This is a genomic window from Rhizobacter sp. Root1238, assembly GCF_001425825.1.
Lineage (GTDB): Bacteria > Pseudomonadota > Gammaproteobacteria > Burkholderiales > Burkholderiaceae_C > Rhizobacter.
On sequence record NZ_LMDM01000012.1, the window covers coordinates 44,112 to 61,625 of the forward strand.

The 17,514-nt window shown below is 66.7% G+C and carries 16 protein-coding genes; 9 read left to right on the forward strand and 7 right to left on the reverse strand.

Going from position 1 to position 17,514, the window contains the following annotated elements; all coding sequences use genetic code 11:
• Positions 1 to 55: 55 nt before the first annotated feature.
• Entirely contained in the window at positions 56 to 2,095 is a 2,040-nt protein-coding gene (locus ASC98_RS11150) for a LamG-like jellyroll fold domain-containing protein (protein ID WP_056804056.1), read from the forward strand.
• Positions 2,096 to 2,122: 27 nt separating this feature from the next.
• Here ASC98_RS11150 and ASC98_RS11155 read toward each other — a convergent pair whose 3' ends face one another.
• The 6 genes from ASC98_RS11155 to ASC98_RS11180 form a co-directional block, all read right to left on the reverse strand.
• Complete coding sequence (locus ASC98_RS11155) at positions 2,123 to 2,902, reverse strand: molybdopterin-dependent oxidoreductase (RefSeq protein ID WP_056804060.1); 780 nt, start codon at positions 2,900 to 2,902, stop codon at positions 2,123 to 2,125.
• Positions 2,899 to 3,516: a cytochrome b/b6 domain-containing protein gene (locus tag ASC98_RS11160; protein WP_056804062.1), complete on the reverse strand. Its 618-nt coding sequence runs from the start codon at positions 3,514 to 3,516 to the stop codon at positions 2,899 to 2,901. Before ASC98_RS11160 ends, ASC98_RS11155 begins: the two co-directional genes overlap by 4 nt.
• Before the next feature lie 3 nt (positions 3,517 to 3,519).
• Positions 3,520 to 4,155, reverse strand: coding sequence for a hypothetical protein (locus ASC98_RS11165; RefSeq protein WP_157597861.1), 636 nt, complete (start codon positions 4,153 to 4,155; stop codon positions 3,520 to 3,522).
• A gap of 98 nt (positions 4,156 to 4,253) precedes the next feature.
• Positions 4,254 to 5,690 carry an efflux transporter outer membrane subunit gene (locus tag ASC98_RS11170; protein ID WP_056804068.1) on the reverse strand — a complete coding sequence of 479 codons (1,437 nt, stop codon included), beginning with the start codon at positions 5,688 to 5,690 and terminating at the stop codon, positions 4,254 to 4,256.
• Entirely contained in the window at positions 5,690 to 6,934 is a 1,245-nt protein-coding gene (locus tag ASC98_RS11175; RefSeq protein ID WP_056804071.1) for an efflux RND transporter periplasmic adaptor subunit, read from the reverse strand. The genes ASC98_RS11170 and ASC98_RS11175 overlap by 1 nt, the downstream gene beginning before the upstream one ends.
• Before the next feature lie 3 nt (positions 6,935 to 6,937).
• Positions 6,938 to 10,183 (reverse strand): efflux RND transporter permease subunit, encoded by a 3,246-nt coding sequence (locus tag ASC98_RS11180; RefSeq protein WP_056804793.1) that lies wholly within the window; start codon positions 10,181 to 10,183, stop codon positions 6,938 to 6,940.
• A gap of 324 nt (positions 10,184 to 10,507) precedes the next feature.
• Between ASC98_RS11180 and ASC98_RS11185 the strand changes: the two genes are divergently transcribed.
• Complete coding sequence (locus ASC98_RS11185; RefSeq protein ID WP_056804074.1) at positions 10,508 to 10,810, forward strand: hypothetical protein; 303 nt, start codon at positions 10,508 to 10,510, stop codon at positions 10,808 to 10,810.
• Here ASC98_RS11185 and ASC98_RS11190 read toward each other — a convergent pair whose 3' ends face one another.
• On the reverse strand, positions 10,811 to 11,185 hold the full coding sequence (locus ASC98_RS11190; protein WP_056804077.1) for a translation initiation factor Sui1: 375 nt from the start codon (positions 11,183 to 11,185) through the stop codon (positions 10,811 to 10,813).
• An 80-nt stretch (positions 11,186 to 11,265) separates the two neighbouring features.
• Between ASC98_RS11190 and ASC98_RS11195 the strand changes: the two genes are divergently transcribed.
• From ASC98_RS11195 to ASC98_RS11215, 7 genes are all read left to right on the forward strand, one after another.
• A complete protein-coding gene (locus ASC98_RS11195; RefSeq protein WP_056804079.1) occupies positions 11,266 to 11,856 on the forward strand; it encodes a peroxidase-related enzyme in 591 nt (196 codons plus the stop codon).
• A gap of 300 nt (positions 11,857 to 12,156) precedes the next feature.
• Positions 12,157 to 12,378 (forward strand): hypothetical protein, encoded by a 222-nt coding sequence (locus ASC98_RS30295; protein ID WP_157597862.1) that lies wholly within the window; start codon positions 12,157 to 12,159, stop codon positions 12,376 to 12,378.
• 173 nt (positions 12,379 to 12,551) lie between these two features.
• The gene (locus ASC98_RS30300) at positions 12,552 to 13,121 is read left to right on the forward strand and encodes a hypothetical protein (RefSeq protein WP_157597863.1); all 570 of its coding nucleotides are present in this window, start codon (positions 12,552 to 12,554) and stop codon (positions 13,119 to 13,121) included.
• A complete protein-coding gene (locus ASC98_RS30305; RefSeq protein ID WP_157597864.1) occupies positions 13,121 to 13,402 on the forward strand; it encodes a hypothetical protein in 282 nt (93 codons plus the stop codon). The genes ASC98_RS30300 and ASC98_RS30305 overlap by 1 nt, the downstream gene beginning before the upstream one ends.
• Positions 13,403 to 13,613: 211 nt before the next feature.
• Positions 13,614 to 14,012: a hypothetical protein gene (locus tag ASC98_RS11205; RefSeq protein WP_157597865.1), complete on the forward strand. Its 399-nt coding sequence runs from the start codon at positions 13,614 to 13,616 to the stop codon at positions 14,010 to 14,012.
• Positions 14,013 to 14,109: 97 nt separating this feature from the next.
• Positions 14,110 to 15,375, forward strand: coding sequence for an HlyD family secretion protein (locus tag ASC98_RS11210; RefSeq protein WP_056804089.1), 1,266 nt, complete (start codon positions 14,110 to 14,112; stop codon positions 15,373 to 15,375).
• Positions 15,376 to 15,377: 2 nt separating this feature from the next.
• Positions 15,378 to 17,513 (forward strand): peptidase domain-containing ABC transporter, encoded by a 2,136-nt coding sequence (locus ASC98_RS11215; RefSeq protein ID WP_056804093.1) that lies wholly within the window; start codon positions 15,378 to 15,380, stop codon positions 17,511 to 17,513.
• Position 17,514: the final 1 nt, after the last annotated feature.

A 17,514-nucleotide genomic window follows, 5' to 3' on the forward strand; every position in this document is an offset into this window, starting at 1 on the left:
ATTGCATATGGCCCCCCTAGAGTGGTTTTCTTCCTGATGTCGATGAGAGCCGTTGATGAAGAAGTCCCCCTCGATCCAGCGCCGCCGCCTGCTCAAGCTGAGCCTCGCGTCCGCTTCCACCGTCGCCGCAGGCGGCTTGCTGGCCGCTTGCGGCGGTGGCGACGATGACGCAGCGCCCGCGTCGGCGCAGATTTCAAGCTTTGCGCTGGCGGTGTTGCCCGACACCCAGTTCTACTCGCGCTACGCCACGTCCACCGAGAGCAGCCAGTACGAGCGCCATTACGGCAGCGAGCCGTACTACGCGCAGACCCGGTGGATCGCCGACAACGCGCAACGCCTGAACATCCCCTTCGTCATCCACCTCGGCGACGTGGTGGACCAGGTCGGCAAGCCCGAGCAATGGAAGGTGGCCGACACCGCGATGCAGGTGCTCGAAGTGGCCAAGGTGCCGTACTCGATCCTGGCAGGCAACCACGACGTGCTGAACGACGTCGACTACGACGCGAGCCCGACGACCGGCACCGACACCCAGCGCGTGCTGGCCACCGAACCCTACCTGCAATGGTTCGGCGCCAAGCGCGCGAAGCGCCAGTCGACCTTCGGCGAGCGCGACGGCACCGGCTTCCACGAGTACCACGTCTTCAAGGCGCAGGAGCAGCAGTTCCTGGTGCTGTCGCTGTCGTGGCGCATCTCGGACGCCGGCATCGCCTGGGCGCGCGGCGTGATCGCGAGCCACCCGACGCTGCCGGTGATCCTGGTCAACCACCAGCTGCTGAACATCGCGCCGGACGCTGTCAGCCCGCTGGAGACCGGCTACGGCAAGATGCTGTGGGAGAAGCTGATCCGCGACAACGACCAGATCTTCATGACGCTCAACGGCCACCACCATGGCGGTGCCCACCTGACCAAGACCAACGACTTCGGCAACGCGGTCGAGGAGATGGTGGTGGACTACCAGATGGCCTACCAGGGCGGCAACGGCCTGATGCGGCTCTACGAGTTCGACCTGACGAACCGGCAGATCAAGGTGCTGTCGTTCTCGCCGTGGGTGCCGATGAAGCCGGCGGACACGCTGAATGCGTTCGACCAGGCCGTGCTGACCGAACCGAACCACAGCTTCACCATCGGCATGGATTTCGCGAAGCGCTTCGCCCGCTTCAACCCGGGCTTCGGCACCGGCCAGGCCACGGTGGCCTCATCGCTGGTGGAGCAGGCGAAGGCGCTGGTCCTGAAGGGCTACAACGAGCCCGCGGCACCGGCCCAGCGGGCGGCCAAGGACACCGACGACTACCCGAAGGTGGCCTCGACCGTCGCGCACTGGCGCTTCTTCGGCGGCACCGACGGCGCGGCCGTGGCGCCCGGGGCGCAGATCGCCGACGTCACCGGCGCCAACCCGCTGAAGCGCGACGCGCTGAACACCGGCGTGATCGTCGGCGCGGAGGCCGGGGACATCGTGTGGAGCAGCGACCATCACCGCCTGTCGGCGGCGCCGGGTTCGGTGGCGTTCCTGAACACCAACAAGAACACGCCGCGCATGAGCTACTTCCTGACCGACACGACGGCGGCCGTCAACGCGCTCACCTTTGCCGCCACCGGCTACACCATCGAAGCCTTCATCAAGATCGACAAGGCCTGGGACAAGTCGAAGCACGCCTGGATGAACATCATGACGCGCGACGGCAAGCGCGGCGACCTGGCCGGCTTCGACGGCGGCGATCCGGAATCCCCGCCGATGCTGTTCGCGATCTCCAGCCTGCGCGAGGTGCAGTGGGAGGTGGTGCCCGACATCGCCGCTGCACGCGAAGGCGATGCCAGCTGGTCGGGCGAGATCATCGCGGACACCTGGGTGCACATCGCGATCGTCAACGACCCCGCGACGCACGACACCGTGATGTACGTTGAAGGCGCGCCGGTGCTGCGCAACACCAGCAACGTGCCCGGCCTCGCGACGCTGTCGGCGGGCTCGCCGTGGGTGGTCGGCGCCGGCTCGTGGGACGGCGATCGGGCCGACGGCTTCTTCGGCAAGATCGGTGAGGTGCGCGTGGTGGCCGAAGCGCTGCCACCCGGCCAGTGGCTCACGGCACGGCGCGCCTGACGACGAAGCGAGGCCCCTGCCGGCGCGTCAGAGCCCGCCAAACCAGTTGTAGCCGTGCAGGTCTTCCCAGTAGCCGCTCGTGAACTCGTTGGTGACCGTGAGGCCGACCAGGTGCTTCGGGTTCTTGAAACCGAGCTTGATCGGGATGCGCAGCCGCAGCGGGAATCCGAACTCGTCGGGCAGCCGATCGGCCCCGGCGAAGCCGTGCGCCAGCAGCGTCTGCGGGTGCATCGCACTCTCCATGTCGATGCTGGTGTAGTAGCCGTCGGCGCAGCGGAACGCGACGTAGCGTGCCGACAGATCGGCCCCGATGCGACGCAGGAAGTGCGACAGCGGCACGCCGCTCCACTGCCCGACGGCGCTCCAGCCTTCGATGCAGATCAGCCGCGTGATCTCGGTGACGACCGGCAGTGCGCGGATCTCGTCGAGCGTCCACGCCGTCGCATGCTGCACGCGGCCGCTCACCTCCAGCCGCCAGGTCGCCTCGTCGATCTCGGGCACCGAGGCTTCGGAATAGAACGCGTTGAAGCGGAACGGCTTCGTCAGGTCCGCCGGGGTGTACTCGGGCGCACGCAGGTCGCGGCGCAGCAGTGCTGCCTGGGCACCATCGTTGAAGCGCGAGATGCGCCGCAGCACGGCCTGCATGCCGTCGGTGTCGGTCACATTGCAACCGGCCAGCAAGGCGGATGCGCCGCCCGCCACGCCCAGGCGCAGCCAGGCACGCCGGTCGAGCCCGAGGCCACGGCCCTGCAATTCCCGCGACAGCAGGCGCATGGCCGCGGCTTCATCGGTCGGTGGACGTTTCATCGGGTCTCCTCTCGCGTCTTGCGCCGCAGGCCCAGCATCGGCAGCAGCAGCTGCGGCGACGCCAGCGCGAGCGCCACGTGCCCGACGACGAAGCAGGCCAGCGTCGCCATGCCGGCGAAATGGATGCGGCGCGTCATCTCGTAGCCGCCCAGCAAGGCCGACAGCGCCTGGAACTGCACCGGCTTCCACAGGCTCAGGCCGGAAGCCACCTCCAGCGCCAGCACCATCAGCACGCCCAGGTAGGCCAGCTTCTGGATCGCATTGCGGCCGCCGTCGCCATGGTCGAGCGGGTTGCGCAGGAAGCGCTTCAGGTCGGCCGCGAAGGCCACGGGGCTCACCGACAGGTAGAGCCGGCGCAGGCGGCCGCTGGCGACCAGCGTGACCACGGCCACCACCCCGTTCGCGATGAACACCCACATCGCGGCGAAGTGCCATTGCAACGCGCCAGGGAGCGAGCCGCCGAGCGTCGCCCATTCGGGAAACGCCGGCACCCAGAACGGATCGGCAGCGTAGATCTGCCAGCCGCTGGCCAGCAGCGTGAAGAAGCTGGCCGCATGGATCCAGTGGGTCGCACGGACCCAGCGGGGCGGCCGGTCATGGCCCGGCGTGCTCATCGCTCAGATCGGCGGAATGAAGCCGTCGCGACCGACCAGCACGATGCGTGCGGTCACCGGACCGCCGTCGGTCGGTTGGCCGATCACCATCACCTTGGCGCCGGTCACCACCAGCGACGGCTGGCCCGGCACGAACTGGCCGAACACGGTGGCGTTGTCGACCACCACCGCCTGCGTCTTGTCGCCGAAGCGCATTTCCAGCTCGCTGGTGCCACCCTTCTTGACCAGCTTCGCGACGGTGGCGTTGGTCATCGTTCCCTTCTTGCTCAGGTCCCACGGGAAGTGGCCTTCGTTCAGGCCACGCGCGCCTTCGGGGAACACCATCACGCCGAGGGCGCGGACCTTGCCGCCGGCGGCAGGCGCTGCGGCGATGCCCAGGTAGCTGTTCTCGGCGACCGAGGCGATGCTGGTCTTCGAGACGTCCATCACCTGGTAGCCGTCGGGCAGCTGCACGGTGGTGACGGCGCCGTTGCGGGCCTTGACGTCGACCTGGTGGTCGCGCACCGCGACGACTTCGCCGCGGATGTGCACCGTCGCGTCGGCGGCCGAGGCGGTGCCCGCCGTCAGCAGGCTGCCCACGAGGGCGATGGCCGACGCGATGCGCGGCAGCAGGGGGGAAGCAGATCGGAAGGAAAACATGGGAAGGAACTCCTGTAGTCGAGTTCCCGACTGTCCCCGGATCGGCGTCGCGGCGGCATCGGTCGAATGTCCGATGTCCGCGGACCCGTCTCAGCGCCTCAACCGCCGGCGGCCTTCCCCCGGTTCTCCCCGCGCTGCCAGTCCCCGCCCAGCGCCTTCACCAGGAACACCGAGCTCAGCTGCCGCTGCCCCAGCAGCTGCGCCGCCTGGCGTTCACTGGCCAGCAGCGACTGCTGCGCGGTGATCACGTCGAAGTAGGTCGATGCACCGCCTTCGTAGCGGCTGGTCGCCATGTCGAGCACCCGCCGGGCGGAAGCCACCGCGGTCTGCGCCTGCGTGCTCGCACGGTCCAGCGCGGCCAGGCCGGTGATGCCGTCCTCGACCTCCTGCATCGCGGTCAGCACGGTGCGGCGGTAGTTGGCCACCGTCAGGTCGTAGCCGGCCTTCGCGAAGTCGATGTTCGCGCGCACCCGGCCGCCGTCGAAGATCGACTGCGTCGCCGACACGCCGATCGACCACAGCAGGCTGGGTGCGTTGAACAGCGAGCTCAGGTCGCGGCTCTCGTAGCCGACCGACGGGCCGAGCAGCACGCTCGGGTAGAACGCCGCGCTCGCGACGCCGATCTGCGCGTTCGCCGCCGCCATCGCGCGCTCGGCCGCGGCCACGTCGGGCCGGCGCTGCAGCACATCGGACGGCACGCCCAGCGGAATGGCCGGCGGCTCGTAGCTGCGCACCGCCGGCGCCAGCGAGAACAGCGGCGCCGGCGTGCCGGTCAGCGTCGCGATCGCGTGCTCGAACTGCGCGCGCTGGCGGCGCAGCACGTCGACCTGCGTCAGCGTGGTGTCGAGCAGCGCCTGCTGCTGCGCGACGTCGAGCCCCGAGGCCGCGCCCAGGTCGCGGCGCGCGGTCACCAGCTCGAGCGAGCGCCGCTGCAGCGCGATCGAGCGCGTCAGCACGTCGAGCTCGGTGTCGAGCGCGCGCAGGCTGAAGTAGTCGACCGCCAGCTCGGCCGTCAGCAGCAGCCGCGTGTTCTCGAAATCGGCCGCCGACTGCTCGGCCGACGCGCGCGCGCCTTCGACCGAGCGCTGCACGCGACCCGCCAGGTCGACCTCGTAGCTGGCCGCGAGCGACAGCGTGAAGTCGTTCTGGATGGTCGAGAAATTGGTCGAGTTGTAGTTGGTCAGCGGCCGGTTGGCCGAGATGCGCTGGCGCGCGTCGCGGGTGTTGAGCGTCAGCTGCGGCAGCTGCGACGATGAACTCGACGCCACCACCGCCCGCGCCTGCGCCAGCCGCGCCGCGGCGGCCGCGAGCGTCGGGCTGCCGGCCAGCGCCTGCTGCGCCAGCGCGTCGAGCTGCGCATCGCCGAAGCGCTGCCACCACGGGCCCTTCAGCGCGGCGTCGTCGGGTGTGGCCTCGCGCCACGGCGCATCGAGCTGCCAGCTGACCGGCATGTCGAGCTTCGGCTGCCGGTAGTCGGGACCGGCGGCACACGCCGAGAGCGCAAGCGCGACCACGCACAGCGACCCGCGCAGCATCACAGCGACCCCTTCGGCGCGGATGCCGGTGCCGACGCCGCCGCGGCCACCGTCACCTGGTCGCCATCGGCCAGCGAATCGGACGGGTTCAGCACCAGCCGCTGGTCGGCGGCCAGGCCGTCGATGACCTCGACCGACTCGCCGTAGTTGCGGCCCAGCGTCACCGCCTTCAGCGTGACGCGGCCGGTGCCGTCGACCACCGCGACGCGCGCGCCCTCGGCGCGGAACAGCAGCGCATTGGTCGGCACCAGCATCGCCTGGCTGGCCGACAGCGGCAGCGCCACCTGCACGTACGCGCCGGGCAGCAGCGTGCCGTTCGGGTTCGGCAGCGCGATCTCGACCTGCATCGTGCGCGTGCCGGTGTCGATCGACGCCGCGGTGCGCGCGACCGTGCCCTTGAAGCTCTGGCCGCGCAGCTCGCCCTGCGTGACGACCACCGGCTGCCCCGGCTTCACCAGCTGCGCCGACGACTGCGGCACGTTCACGTAGACGCGCAGCGGGTCGGTCTGCGACAGCGTGAACAGCGGCTTGCCGCTCATGTCGATCAGGTCGCCGACATCGACGTAGCGCCGCGTGATCACACCGGCGAACGGCGCCACGACGCGCTTGAAGCCTTCGAGCTGGCGCAGCCGCTGCACGTTCGCGTCGGCCGCGGCCAGGTTGGCGCGCGCCTGCGCGGCGCTGCCGCGGCGCTCGTCCAGGTCCTGCTGCGAGACCACGTCCTTCTTGCGCAGGCTTTCCCAGCGCTCGACGGTGCTGGTCGCCAGCTGCAGGCCGGACGCCGCCTGCTCGCGCGCCGCCACCGCCTGCGACAGCTGCTGGTCGAGCTCGGGCGATTCGATCTCGGCGAGCACCTCGCCCTTCTCGACGCGCGCACCGATGTCCTTGGTCCAGCGCCGCAGGTAGCCGGCCGCGCGCGCGGCAATGGGCGACTGCACGAAGCCCTGCAGCGTGCCCGGCAGCGCGAGCGTCTGGCCGGCCTCGGCGGTCTTCGGCAGCGTGGTCTTCACGTACTGCTTCGCGCGTTCGGTGGTGCCGGCCTCCAGGGCCCTGGCGTTGCCCATGCGGCTGATCACGGTGCGGCCGCCGCCGAGCGCCAGCAGCACCAGCACGACGACGGTCAACCAGCGGATGCGGCGGGCCACCTGCTTGCGCTGCAGCGGGTCGGCCAGGTGGATGGCATCGGGCGAATCGTTCGCATCGGCGGCGTGGATGCCCAGGGCGGCGTGGCGCTGCTCGGTCATGGCTCAGGTCTCCTGGAGGTTGGCCGCGGGCGGCAGGGCGGCATCGGGCGCAGGGGCATGCGCCGCACGGCGTTGCGCCAGCCGGCGGTGCACGCCGGCGTAGACCACCGGCACGAAGAAGAGGGTCGACACGGTGGCGAACAGCAGCCCGCCGATCACCGCGCGGCCGAGCGGCGCGTTCTGCTCGGCGCCTTCGCCGAGGCCGAGCGCCATCGGGATCATGCCGATGATCATCGCGAGCGCCGTCATCAGCACCGGCCGGATCCGCGTCGCGCCGGCTTCGAGCGCGGCCGACAGCGCCGGCACGCCTTCGTGCAGCCGCTGCCGCGCGAACGACACCAGCAGGATGCTGTTCGCGGTGGCCACGCCCATCGTCATGATCGCGCCGGTGAGTGCCGGCACGCTCAGCGTGGTGCCGGTGATGAACAGCATCCACGCGATGCCGGCCAGCGCTGCCGGCAACGCGGCAACGATGACCAGCGCATCGATCCAGCTCTGGAAGTTGACGACGATCAGCAGGTAGACCAGCACGATCGCCATCGCGAGGCCGACACCCAGCCCGATGAACGAGGCCTGCATCGTCTGCACCTGGCCGCGCAGCACCGCCTGGCTGCCGCGCGGCAGCTTCGGCTGGATCTCGTCGACCAGCTTCTGCACCCGGCCGGCGACGTTGGCCAGGTCGGTGCCCTGCACGCTGACGTAGACGTCGATCGCCGGCAGGATGTTGTAGCGCGACGCGACCGCGAGTTGCCGCCCCGGCGCCGCCTCGACCAGGTTGCCGAGCAGCTGCGTGCTGCCGGTCGCGCCCGTGGCCGTGCCCGCAGTGGCCCCGCCCACCGCGCCGACCGGCATGTTCAGCAGCGCGTCCAGCGAATCGACCTTGTACTGCGGCGTCTGCACCGCGATGTTGTAGACCACGCCGTTCTGCGGGTTCAGCCAGAAGGCCGGCGCCGTCTGCGAGCTGCCCGACAGCGAGATCAGCACGTTCTGCCCGACGTTCGACGCGGTCAGCCCGAGCTGCTGCAGCCGCGAGCGGTCCATGGTCAGGTTCAGTGCCGGCAGGTCGTTGCGCTGGTGAACGTGCGCATCGACCGCGCCGGGAATCTGCCGGATCCTGCGCGTCAGCTCGGCGGCGAGCGCCGCGTTGGCGGCCAGGTTCTGGCCGGTGAACTGCACGTCGATCGCCGCCGGCAACCCGAAGTTCAGGATCTGCGTGACGATGTCGGCCGGCTGGAAGAAGAACTCGGTGCCGGGGAAGCGCTTCGGCAGCTCGGCACGCAGCAGGTTGACGAATTCGTCGGTCGGCCGGTGGCCTTCCTTCAGCGACAGCTGCAGCTCGCCGTCGAGCGTGCCGATGGTGCCGGCGTTGCTGTACGACAGGTTGATGCCGCTGTTGGGCACGCCGAGGTTGTCGAGGATGGTCTCCAGCTGGTCGGCCGGGATCATCTCGCGGATGGCGGCCTCGACCTCGTCGGCCAGCCGCGCGGTCTCTTCGATGCGGGTGCCGGTGGGCGCGCGCAGGTGCAGCCGGATCTGGCCGGAGTCGACGCCCGGGAAGAAGTCGCGGCCGAGGAACGGGATCAGCCCGCACGACAGCAGGCAGAAGCCCGAGAACAGCAGTGCGAAGCGCTTGCGCTGTGCGAGCAACCCGGACAGCGCCAGCGTGTAGACGCGGCGCACGCGCTCGAACTGGCGGTCGAAGGCGCGGTACAGGCGCTGCAGTGCGTTCGCCTTGCCGGTGCCGGACGATGCGCCGGAAGGCGCCGCATGCGACTTCGCCATCAGCAGCATCACCAGCGTCGGCACCAGCGTGCGCGACAGCAGGTACGACGCGATCATCGCGAACACCACCGCCTCGGCCATCGGCACGAACAGGAAGCGCGCGACGCCCGACAGGAAGAACATCGGCACGAACACGATGCAGATGCACAGCGTGGAGACGAAGGCCGGCACGCCGATCTCGCCGGCGCCGACCTCGATCGCCGCGAGCAGCGGCGTGCCCAGGTGCAGGTGGCGCTCGATGTTCTCGATCGTCACGATCGCCTGGTCGACCAGGATGCCCACCGACAGCGCGAGCCCGCCCAGCGTCATCAGGTTCAGCGTCTCGCCGAGCATCTGCAGCACCAGGATGGACGCGAGGATCGACAGCGGGATCGTCGCCGCGATGATCAGCGTGCTGCGCCAGTTGCCGAGGAACAGCAGCACCATCGCGGCAGTGAGCAGCGCGGCGATCGCCGCTTCGGCGATCACGCCCTTGACTGCTGCCTTGACGAACACCGACTGGTCGAACAGCGGCGTCACCTTCACGTCGGCCGGCAGCGTCTGCGCGGCGCGTGGCAGCAGCGCGCGCAGGTTGTCGACGATGTCGAGCGTGGAGGCACCACCGTTCTTCAGCACCGACAGCAGCACGCCGCGCGCGCCGTCCTGGCGCACGATGTTGGTCTGCGGCGAGAAGCCGTCGCGCACCGACGCGACGTCGCGCAGGTAGGTGGTGGCCCCGCCGGTGGTGCGCACCGGCAGGTCGCCCAGGCCGGCGATCGCGTCGGGCGAGCCGTTCATCTTGACGGTGTATTCGGTGGCGCCGAACTTCGCGGTGCCTGACGGCAGGATCAGGTTCTGCAGGTTCACCGCATTGACCACGTCGGCCGGCGACAGCCCGCGCGCCTGCAGCGCCGCGGTGTCGAGGTCGACCGAGATCAGCCGGTTCTTGCCGCCGTACGGGAAGGGCACGGCCACGCCGGGGATCGTGATCAGCTGCGGGCGCAGCTGGTTGATGGCGGCGTCGAACACCGCCTGCTCGGGCAGTGTCGGGCTCGACAGCGCGAGCTGGATCACCGGGATGCTGGAGGCCGAGTACTTGATGACCAGCGGCGGCGTGATGCCCGGCGGCAGCTGGCGCACCTGGGTCTGCATCGACGCGACCACCTGCGCGATCGCGGTCTGGATGTTGGCGGTCGGCTGGAAGAAGACCTTGATGACCGCGATGCCGGCGAGCGACTGCGACTCGATGTGCTCGATGTCGCTGACGGTGGTGGTGAGCCCTCGCTCGCTCTGGGCCGAGATGCGCTGGCCCATCTCCTGCGCCGACAGCCCACCGTAGTTCCAGATGATGCTGATCACCGGGATGTTGATCTCCGGGAAGATGTCGGTCGCCATGTTGCGCAACGCGAACGGCGTGGCCAGCACGATCAGCAAGGCCATCACGATGAACGTGTAGGGACGGCGGAGCGCCAGCTGGACCATCGACATCGATCGGGACTCCTGCGTGCGCCCCATTGCGCAACCCACGATGATATTCAGATCGGGTTGCCGGCGTGTTGCTGATTCGGCCGATCGATCCTCGTTGCCGGTGCGCCAGCGTCCAACACCCTGTGCGCGGCGTGGCGGTCAGCGCGGCGTAAGCTGCCCGGCGCGGCGACTCAAGGAGTGGCAATGACGCGCACGGGATGCACGGGGCGAGGGATCACGGCACTGGTTTGGGGGGCGTGTGCACTGGTTGCGGGAACGTCGGCCCTGCAGGCCGCCGAGGCGCCGCTCGCGGCGCCGGGCAACGTGGCCGGCTTGCCGAGTTGCGTGAGCGCCGACTGGATCCCGTTCGGGCGCGACGACCAGAGCGCGTTGCTCGATGACGCCGACCGCCACGCGGTGCTGGCCGAGATGCACCGGCTCTACCCGGTGATCGAGCACGACGGGCTGCCGGTGTCGCGCATCGTGCTGTGGCGGCGCGGCGGCGGCCAGCTGCTGTTCATCGCGGCGATGGACAACCCGCGGCAGGCCGGCGAGGCCTGCTTCATCGCGACGGTGTCGGCGGCGCGCTTCAGCATGACGGTGCCTTTGCTGCGCAAGTACCTGCCGCAGGACGCGGCGCCGCCGTGATCACCCGCCGGCGCGCTTGGCGGTGTGGCCGGCCTTCTTCAATCGCTCGACCACCATGTCGATGTGGTCGCCCTGCAGTTCGATCACGCCGTCTTTCACGGTGCCGCCGACGCCGCAGGCGGCCTTCAGCTCGCGCGCCATCTGCGCCAGCGCGTCGTCGTCGAGCAGCAGGCCCTTCACCAGCGTGACGCCCTTCCCCTTGCGGCCTTTGGTCTCGCGCGAGACGCGCACGATGCCGTCGCCTTGCGGCAGCGCCTTCTGCGCCTTGCAGATGCATTGCGCGATCGGCTGGCGGCAGTCGGGGCAGGTGCGACCGGTGTCGGTCGAATAGACCAGCGACGACAGGCCGGCGAGGCCGGACACGCTCTTCTTCATCACGTCGGATCCTTTCGGGCGGCGATGGTAACGCCCGGGGTGCGACGTATCCTGGCGCGACCACCAGACAGGAGACGCCCATGAGCCGCCCCCCCATCAGCCGCTACCCGGTGCCCGACATCGCCGGCCTGCCGGAGGACATCCGCGCGCGCATCCTCGAGGTGCAGCAGAAGGCCGGCTTCGTGCCCAACGTGTTCCTCGGCTTCGCGCACCGGCCCGACGAGGCGCGGGCCTTCTTCGCGTACCACGATGCGCTGCTGCTGAAGGAAGGCGGCCACCTGACGAAGGGCGAGCGCGAGATGATCATCGTCGCGACCTCGGGCGCCAACAACTGCCTGTACTGCGTGGTCGCGCACGGCGCGATCCTGCGCGTCTACGAGAAGCAGCCGCAGATCGCCGACCAGGTCGCGACCAACTACCTGAAGGCCGACATCACGCCGCGGCAGAAGGCGATGCTCGGCTTCGCGATGAAGGTCTGCAACGACGCGGCGAACATCGTCGAAGGCGACTTCGAGGCGCTGCGAGCGCACGGCTTCGACGACGAGGACATCTGGGACATCGGCGCGATCACCGCGCTGTTCGGGTTGAGCAACCGGATGGCGAACCTGATGAGCCTGCGGCCGAACGACGAGTTCTACCTGATGGGGCGGGTGGCGAGGGAGAAGGTTTGACGGCGGACTACTCGCGGCAATTCGACAGCCATATTCTCTAGCCATATATTTGATTCATATTGCCATCTATGCGATAGATGGCGCAGCTTGCCATTGCGCGCATTCCGGGTGCAGACTGATCGAGAAATCGGCTACATCGTGCCGAAGCTAGTGGTAATACTGATGATAAATGGATCCTATCGACCCAAGCCGTCAGCCCACAGAATCAGTCAACCGCATTGAAGTTGCACGGGAATTTAGGCACCGAGCCCACGGATTCCGACGGCTCGAACTTCCGGCCAAGCTGGAATCACCCTGACAATGAAAGACAACATGTTTGAAATGACTGAAGCAGACTGCGACGTAGCTGCAGGTGGCATGGGAGCCGGTGGAGGCGGCTCAAGTGGCGCAAATAGATCAATCACTTACACGACTTCAAGCTCCAGCAACATGGATGCAAGTCAATTCGCCATATTCATCGATAGCTGCACCCAAGGCGTGCCGCTTTGCATTGTTGGTTTGTTATCGATGATATTTGACTGAGCTAGAGGGATGCGCCTCCCGGAGGCGCATCTCGGCCACATTGAGCAAGATGCGATTGCGAGACCATGCCGCCCACTTTTGCGAAAAGTCCTGTCTGGGTGGTTCTGGCGCCTTGCGCACTGGTTGCGCTCGTACTCGGAATACTTTCGTTCCATGGAATGAGTCCGACGAATGTGAAAACCAATGAAAAGGACTTGATCGTTCTCTCGGGATCCCTCGATTCCAAGTTGCTGGAACGCTACAAGGTCGCCGTTGAAAGGACACCGAACCTACGCACCCTGCGCATCAAGGACTCTCCGGGAGGCAGGGAGTTCGTATCGGAATACCTGCGAGAAGAAGTGCGAAGAAAAAATTTGACCGTTGAAATTCAAGGCGGTTGTGTCTCGGCCTGCGCAAACATTTATCTATCAACGCCTCGACATGACATGCTGGTCAGCACGTCAATTCGCCCGACTTATCTTCACTTCCATGGGACGTATAGCCACTCTACGGGCAAGTTCCTGCGTTCCGCCTCGGCGAATGATCTGAAGGAGGCAATCGAGAATACTTCGTACAAGATGCCCTTGGATCTGTATATGCAGGCGCGAAACTCAGAGCTTCCGAACGGGGGTTTGCTGGTTTTTCGCGACCCGTTCCCAGTCGGCAGCGAGAGCTTTACAAGCTTTTTTTGCTTGGGCAATGAGAATCACCGCCCGGCAGATTGCAAGCCACTGGTCTTCTCTGCCAAGGACTTGGGGCTGTAATGAACCTGATCAAAAAAACACTCGTTGCATCGCTGGGCGTTGGGGTAATTATTTCCGCTGCATCAAAGGCGCTCCTTCCGGATGTCCCGATTCTATTGATGATGGTTGCCTCAGTCGCAACCACTTTGGCTTTCGCCGGGGTGGTTCTACTTTACTCGCGAATTGTTATTGCTTGGCGAGCCTACTGCTTACGTCAGGGAGCGATCGATCCGGCTTGGCTGTGGTTTCCCAACGACCCTCCTGGTTTACGAAGAAAGAATCGGAAGAGAGACAGCGCTTGAATGGACCAAGAACGTCATGCAATTCACAGGTCAAGACATGTTTCTTGATGCCTTGAACGGCGGAAACATGGGCGCCTAATTTAAAACGGCCCGGCCATCGCTTATTGACGGCTGGGCGAACAATCAGGGGACACTGGTGTTGACATTTCCGAGAGAGCTAATAGGCCGCACAAGAGAGAACGCGTGGGCATTTTCATTTTTGGCAGCCATCGTGGCCATCCTGCCGCCCTTCGTCTTGCTGTTGATATTAGGAGACAGAATTCCATCGCCGGAAACTGCGTCCCACCACCCGATCATTGACAGCATCACGACCCTGATCGCCGCGCCACTTTTTGAATCAGCCCTATTGGTCCCGATGATGGTGATGGCGGAGAGAATAGTCCGCGGAAGAATCGCACCATCCCTCCTGTGCGCCTCTATATGGGCAGCACTGCACGGAATGATAATTCCGGCTCAGGCGATCGTGGCATTCTGGGCATTCCTGATATTCAGCCTCACGCTTCTGCACTGGCGCGAAAGATTGCCCAACTCATACTATTGGGTGCTGGTTTTGACTCATTTCTTCGCCAATCTGCCATCAACAATTCTGCTCGCGTTCGATCTTGTCTAGCCATGCGACACCGAATCCGCTGGTGTCTCATGATGAAACCATTCCGAAGCAGTCCCGACTTATCGCTGCCCCATCGGCCTCTTCAATATCGTTTCCCATGACGCTCCCGCTGTTCAGAGAGCAAGCCCTGCAGCGAGCCACCGACCGCAGCTACGGCGACATCCTGCTCACCCGCCCTCCCTCCTTCGCGTTGCTGACCGGCCTCTTCACCGCGCTTGCCATTGCGATCGTCCTGTTCTTCGCGTTCTTCAGCTACACCCGCAAGGCCCAGGTGTCTGGCGTGATCCTGCCGAGCGCCGGGATGATTCGCGTCGTGGCGCCGCAGCGGGGCCTGATCGCCGAGCGCCGAGTGGTAGACGGGCAACCCGTGAAGGCGGGTGACGTGCTCTTCGTGCTGAGCAGTGAGCGCACCACCGAGACGCAAGGCAATGCCGAGCAGGCGGTGTCCGAACTGCTGCAGTCTCGGCGCGACAGTCTTCAAGTCGACGCTGCCCACCAACTGCGCCAATCGGCCCAGCGCAAGCAAGCCACGCAACGTCGTGCGCGCGACCTGGTCGACGAAGTCCGTCGAGTCGATGAACAGCGCGCGCTCCAGGTTCGGCGCGTCGCTCTCGCCGATGAAGCGGTCCGCCGCTACACCGACCTGCAGGCTGCCCACTTCATTTCTGCCGCGCAGTTGCAAGACCGCTTGGCCGAACTGCTCGACCAGCGGCAACGCCTCGGCGATCTCGAGCGTGCCGCGGCTTCGGCCGCGCGCGAACTCGCGAGCACCCAGGCCGAGCTTCGCGATCTCGTCGTCCAAGGCGAGCGCGACCAGCAAGCAACGCGCCGCAGCATCGCCGTCATCGAGCAGGATCTCATCGAAAGCGAAGCCCGTCGCCGGATCTGGGTGCGAGCGCCGCACGACGGCATCGTCGCGGCCGTCGCGGCGGAGCCGGGTCACGCCGTGGCACCGAACCAGGCCCTGGCCATCGTGTTGCCGCAAAACGGGCAACTCGAAGCCGAGCTCTACGCCCCGTCGCGCGCCGCTGGATTCATCCAGGCCGGCATGACCGTCATGCTGCGCTACCAGGCGTTCTCGCACCAGAAGTTCGGCCAGCACGCGGGCCGCGTGCGAGAGGTGTCCCGCACCGCGATGCGCCCCGAGGAAATTCCGTTTCCGGGTATCGTCGCGTCGACGGGTTCCGCATCGGAGCCGCTCTACCGCATCCGCGTCAGCCTCGGCCGACAGGACGTCCAGGCTTATGGCCTCGCGCAGCCGCTCAGACCGGGCATGGCACTGGAGGCCAGTGTGCTGCTCGATCACCGCCGGCTCTACGAGTGGATCCTCGAGCCGCTGTACAGCATCACCGGCCGCGCCTGAGCATGGCGTTGCGTCAGCCGAACTTCGCCTTCTGGCGCACACCACGCCTGCCCGTGATCCTGCAGACCGAGGCGGCCGAATGCGGCCTCGCCTGCCTTGCCATGGTGGCCGGTTTCCACGGTCATCGGATCGATCTGGCGCACATGCGCATGCGCTTCCCGGTCTCGCTGAAGGGGGCGACGCTGAAGAGTCTCATCGCGATCGCACGCGGCCTGCAGTTGCAGACACGCCCGTTGAAGCTGGCGTTGGAGCACATCGGTGACCTGAAGCTGCCCTGCATCCTGCACTGGGACATGAACCATTTCGTGGTGCTGAAGGCCGCGAAGGCGGGGCACGTGACCCTTCACGATCCCGCCGTCGGCGAACGGCGCCTCACGATCGACCAACTCGGAAAGCACTTCACCGGCGTCGCGCTCGAGGCCTTGCCCGACGCGCAATTCACGAAGCGTGAGGAACGGCGGCAGTTCAACCTGTTGTCGCTGATGGGCCGGGTGAGCGGGCTGCGAGCCGGGCAGCTGCAGTTGCTATTGCTCGGTCTCGCCATGCAGGTCTGCGCGCTCACCGCTCCGTTCTACCTGCAATGGGTCATCGACGAGGCGGTGGTGTCCGCCGACCGCGACCTGCTGACCGTTCTCGGCATTGGCTTTCTGTTGCTGGTGCTCCTGCAAGGCGCGCTGTCGGGCGTGCGATCGTGGGTTACCACGGTGCTCGCGACCCACCTCAACTTCCAGTGGCTCAGCCATGCCTTTGGGCACCTGATGAAGCTGCCGCTGGCCTGGTTCGAGCGGCGACACCTGGGCGACATCGTCTCGCGCTTCGGCTCGATCCAGACCATCCAGCGCAGCCTGGCCACGCAGTTCGTCGAAGGTGTCATCGATGGCGTGCTGGTGCTCGGCACGCTGATCGTGATGGCTCTCTACAGTCCGCGGCTCACGGCGGTGGCCGGCGCGGCGGTGCTGCTGTATGCGCTGTTGCGGTGGACGACCTTCCGCTCGATGCGCGAAGCCACCGCCGAGCAGATCATCCACGCCGCCCGGCAGCAAAGCCATTTCATCGAATCGACCCGCGGCGTGCAAAGCCTGCGCCTGTTCAACCGCATCGACGAGCGTCGCATCGGTTACATGAATGCGCTGGCCGACCAGTTCAATGCCGACCTGCGGATCGCCCGGCTCAGCATCTCGTACCAGACGGTCAACACGCTGCTGTTCGGCGCCGAGCGCGTGATCGTCGTCTGGCTGGCGGCGCTCGCCGTGCTCGACGCGCGCTTCTCGGTTGGCATGCTGTTCGCCTTCATCAGCTACAAGGATCAGTTCACGCAGCGCACGGCCGCGTTGATCGACAAGCTCTTCGAATTGCGCATGCTGCGCCTGCATGGCGAGCGCGTGGCCGACATCATGCTGACGCCGCCTGAAGACGAATCGCATGATGTCGAGGTGGACCTCGGGCACGTGCAGCCGGAGATCGAGTTGAAAGGCCTGGCGTTTCGCCATGCCGATGGCGAGCCGTGGCTGCTGGAAGACGTGTCGCTGAAGATTCCCGCTGGGCAGTTCCTTGCGATCACCGGGGCCTCGGGCTGCGGCAAGACGACGCTGGTCAAACTGCTGCTGGGCCTGCTGGAGCCAACGGCTGGCGAGGTGCTGGTGGGCGGCGTCAAGCTGAAGCAACTGGGGTTGCGCAATTTTCGTGCGATGGTGGCCACGGTGATGCAGGACGACCAACTCTTCGCCGGGTCGATCGCCGACAACATCGACCTGTTCGATCCCTCACCGGACCTCGAACGCATCGAAACCTGCGCGCGGCTCGCGTCGATCCATGACGAGGTCAACGCGATGCCGATGCGCTATCACACGCTGGTTGGCGACATCGGTTCAGGCCTCTCGGGCGGGCAAAGGCAGCGCCTGCTGCTGGCGCGTGCGCTCTACAAGAATCCGAGGATCCTGGTGCTGGACGAGGCGACCAGCCACCTCGACGTGTGGAACGAACAACAGGTCAACGCATCGATCAGGCAGCTTGCACTCACACGCATCGTCGTGGCCCATCGCCCGGAAACCATCGCGATGGCGCAACGCGTGGTGGTGCTGCAGCACGGACGTATCGTGCGAGATCTCGAACAACCGGCGTTGCAAGGCGCGCACTGAG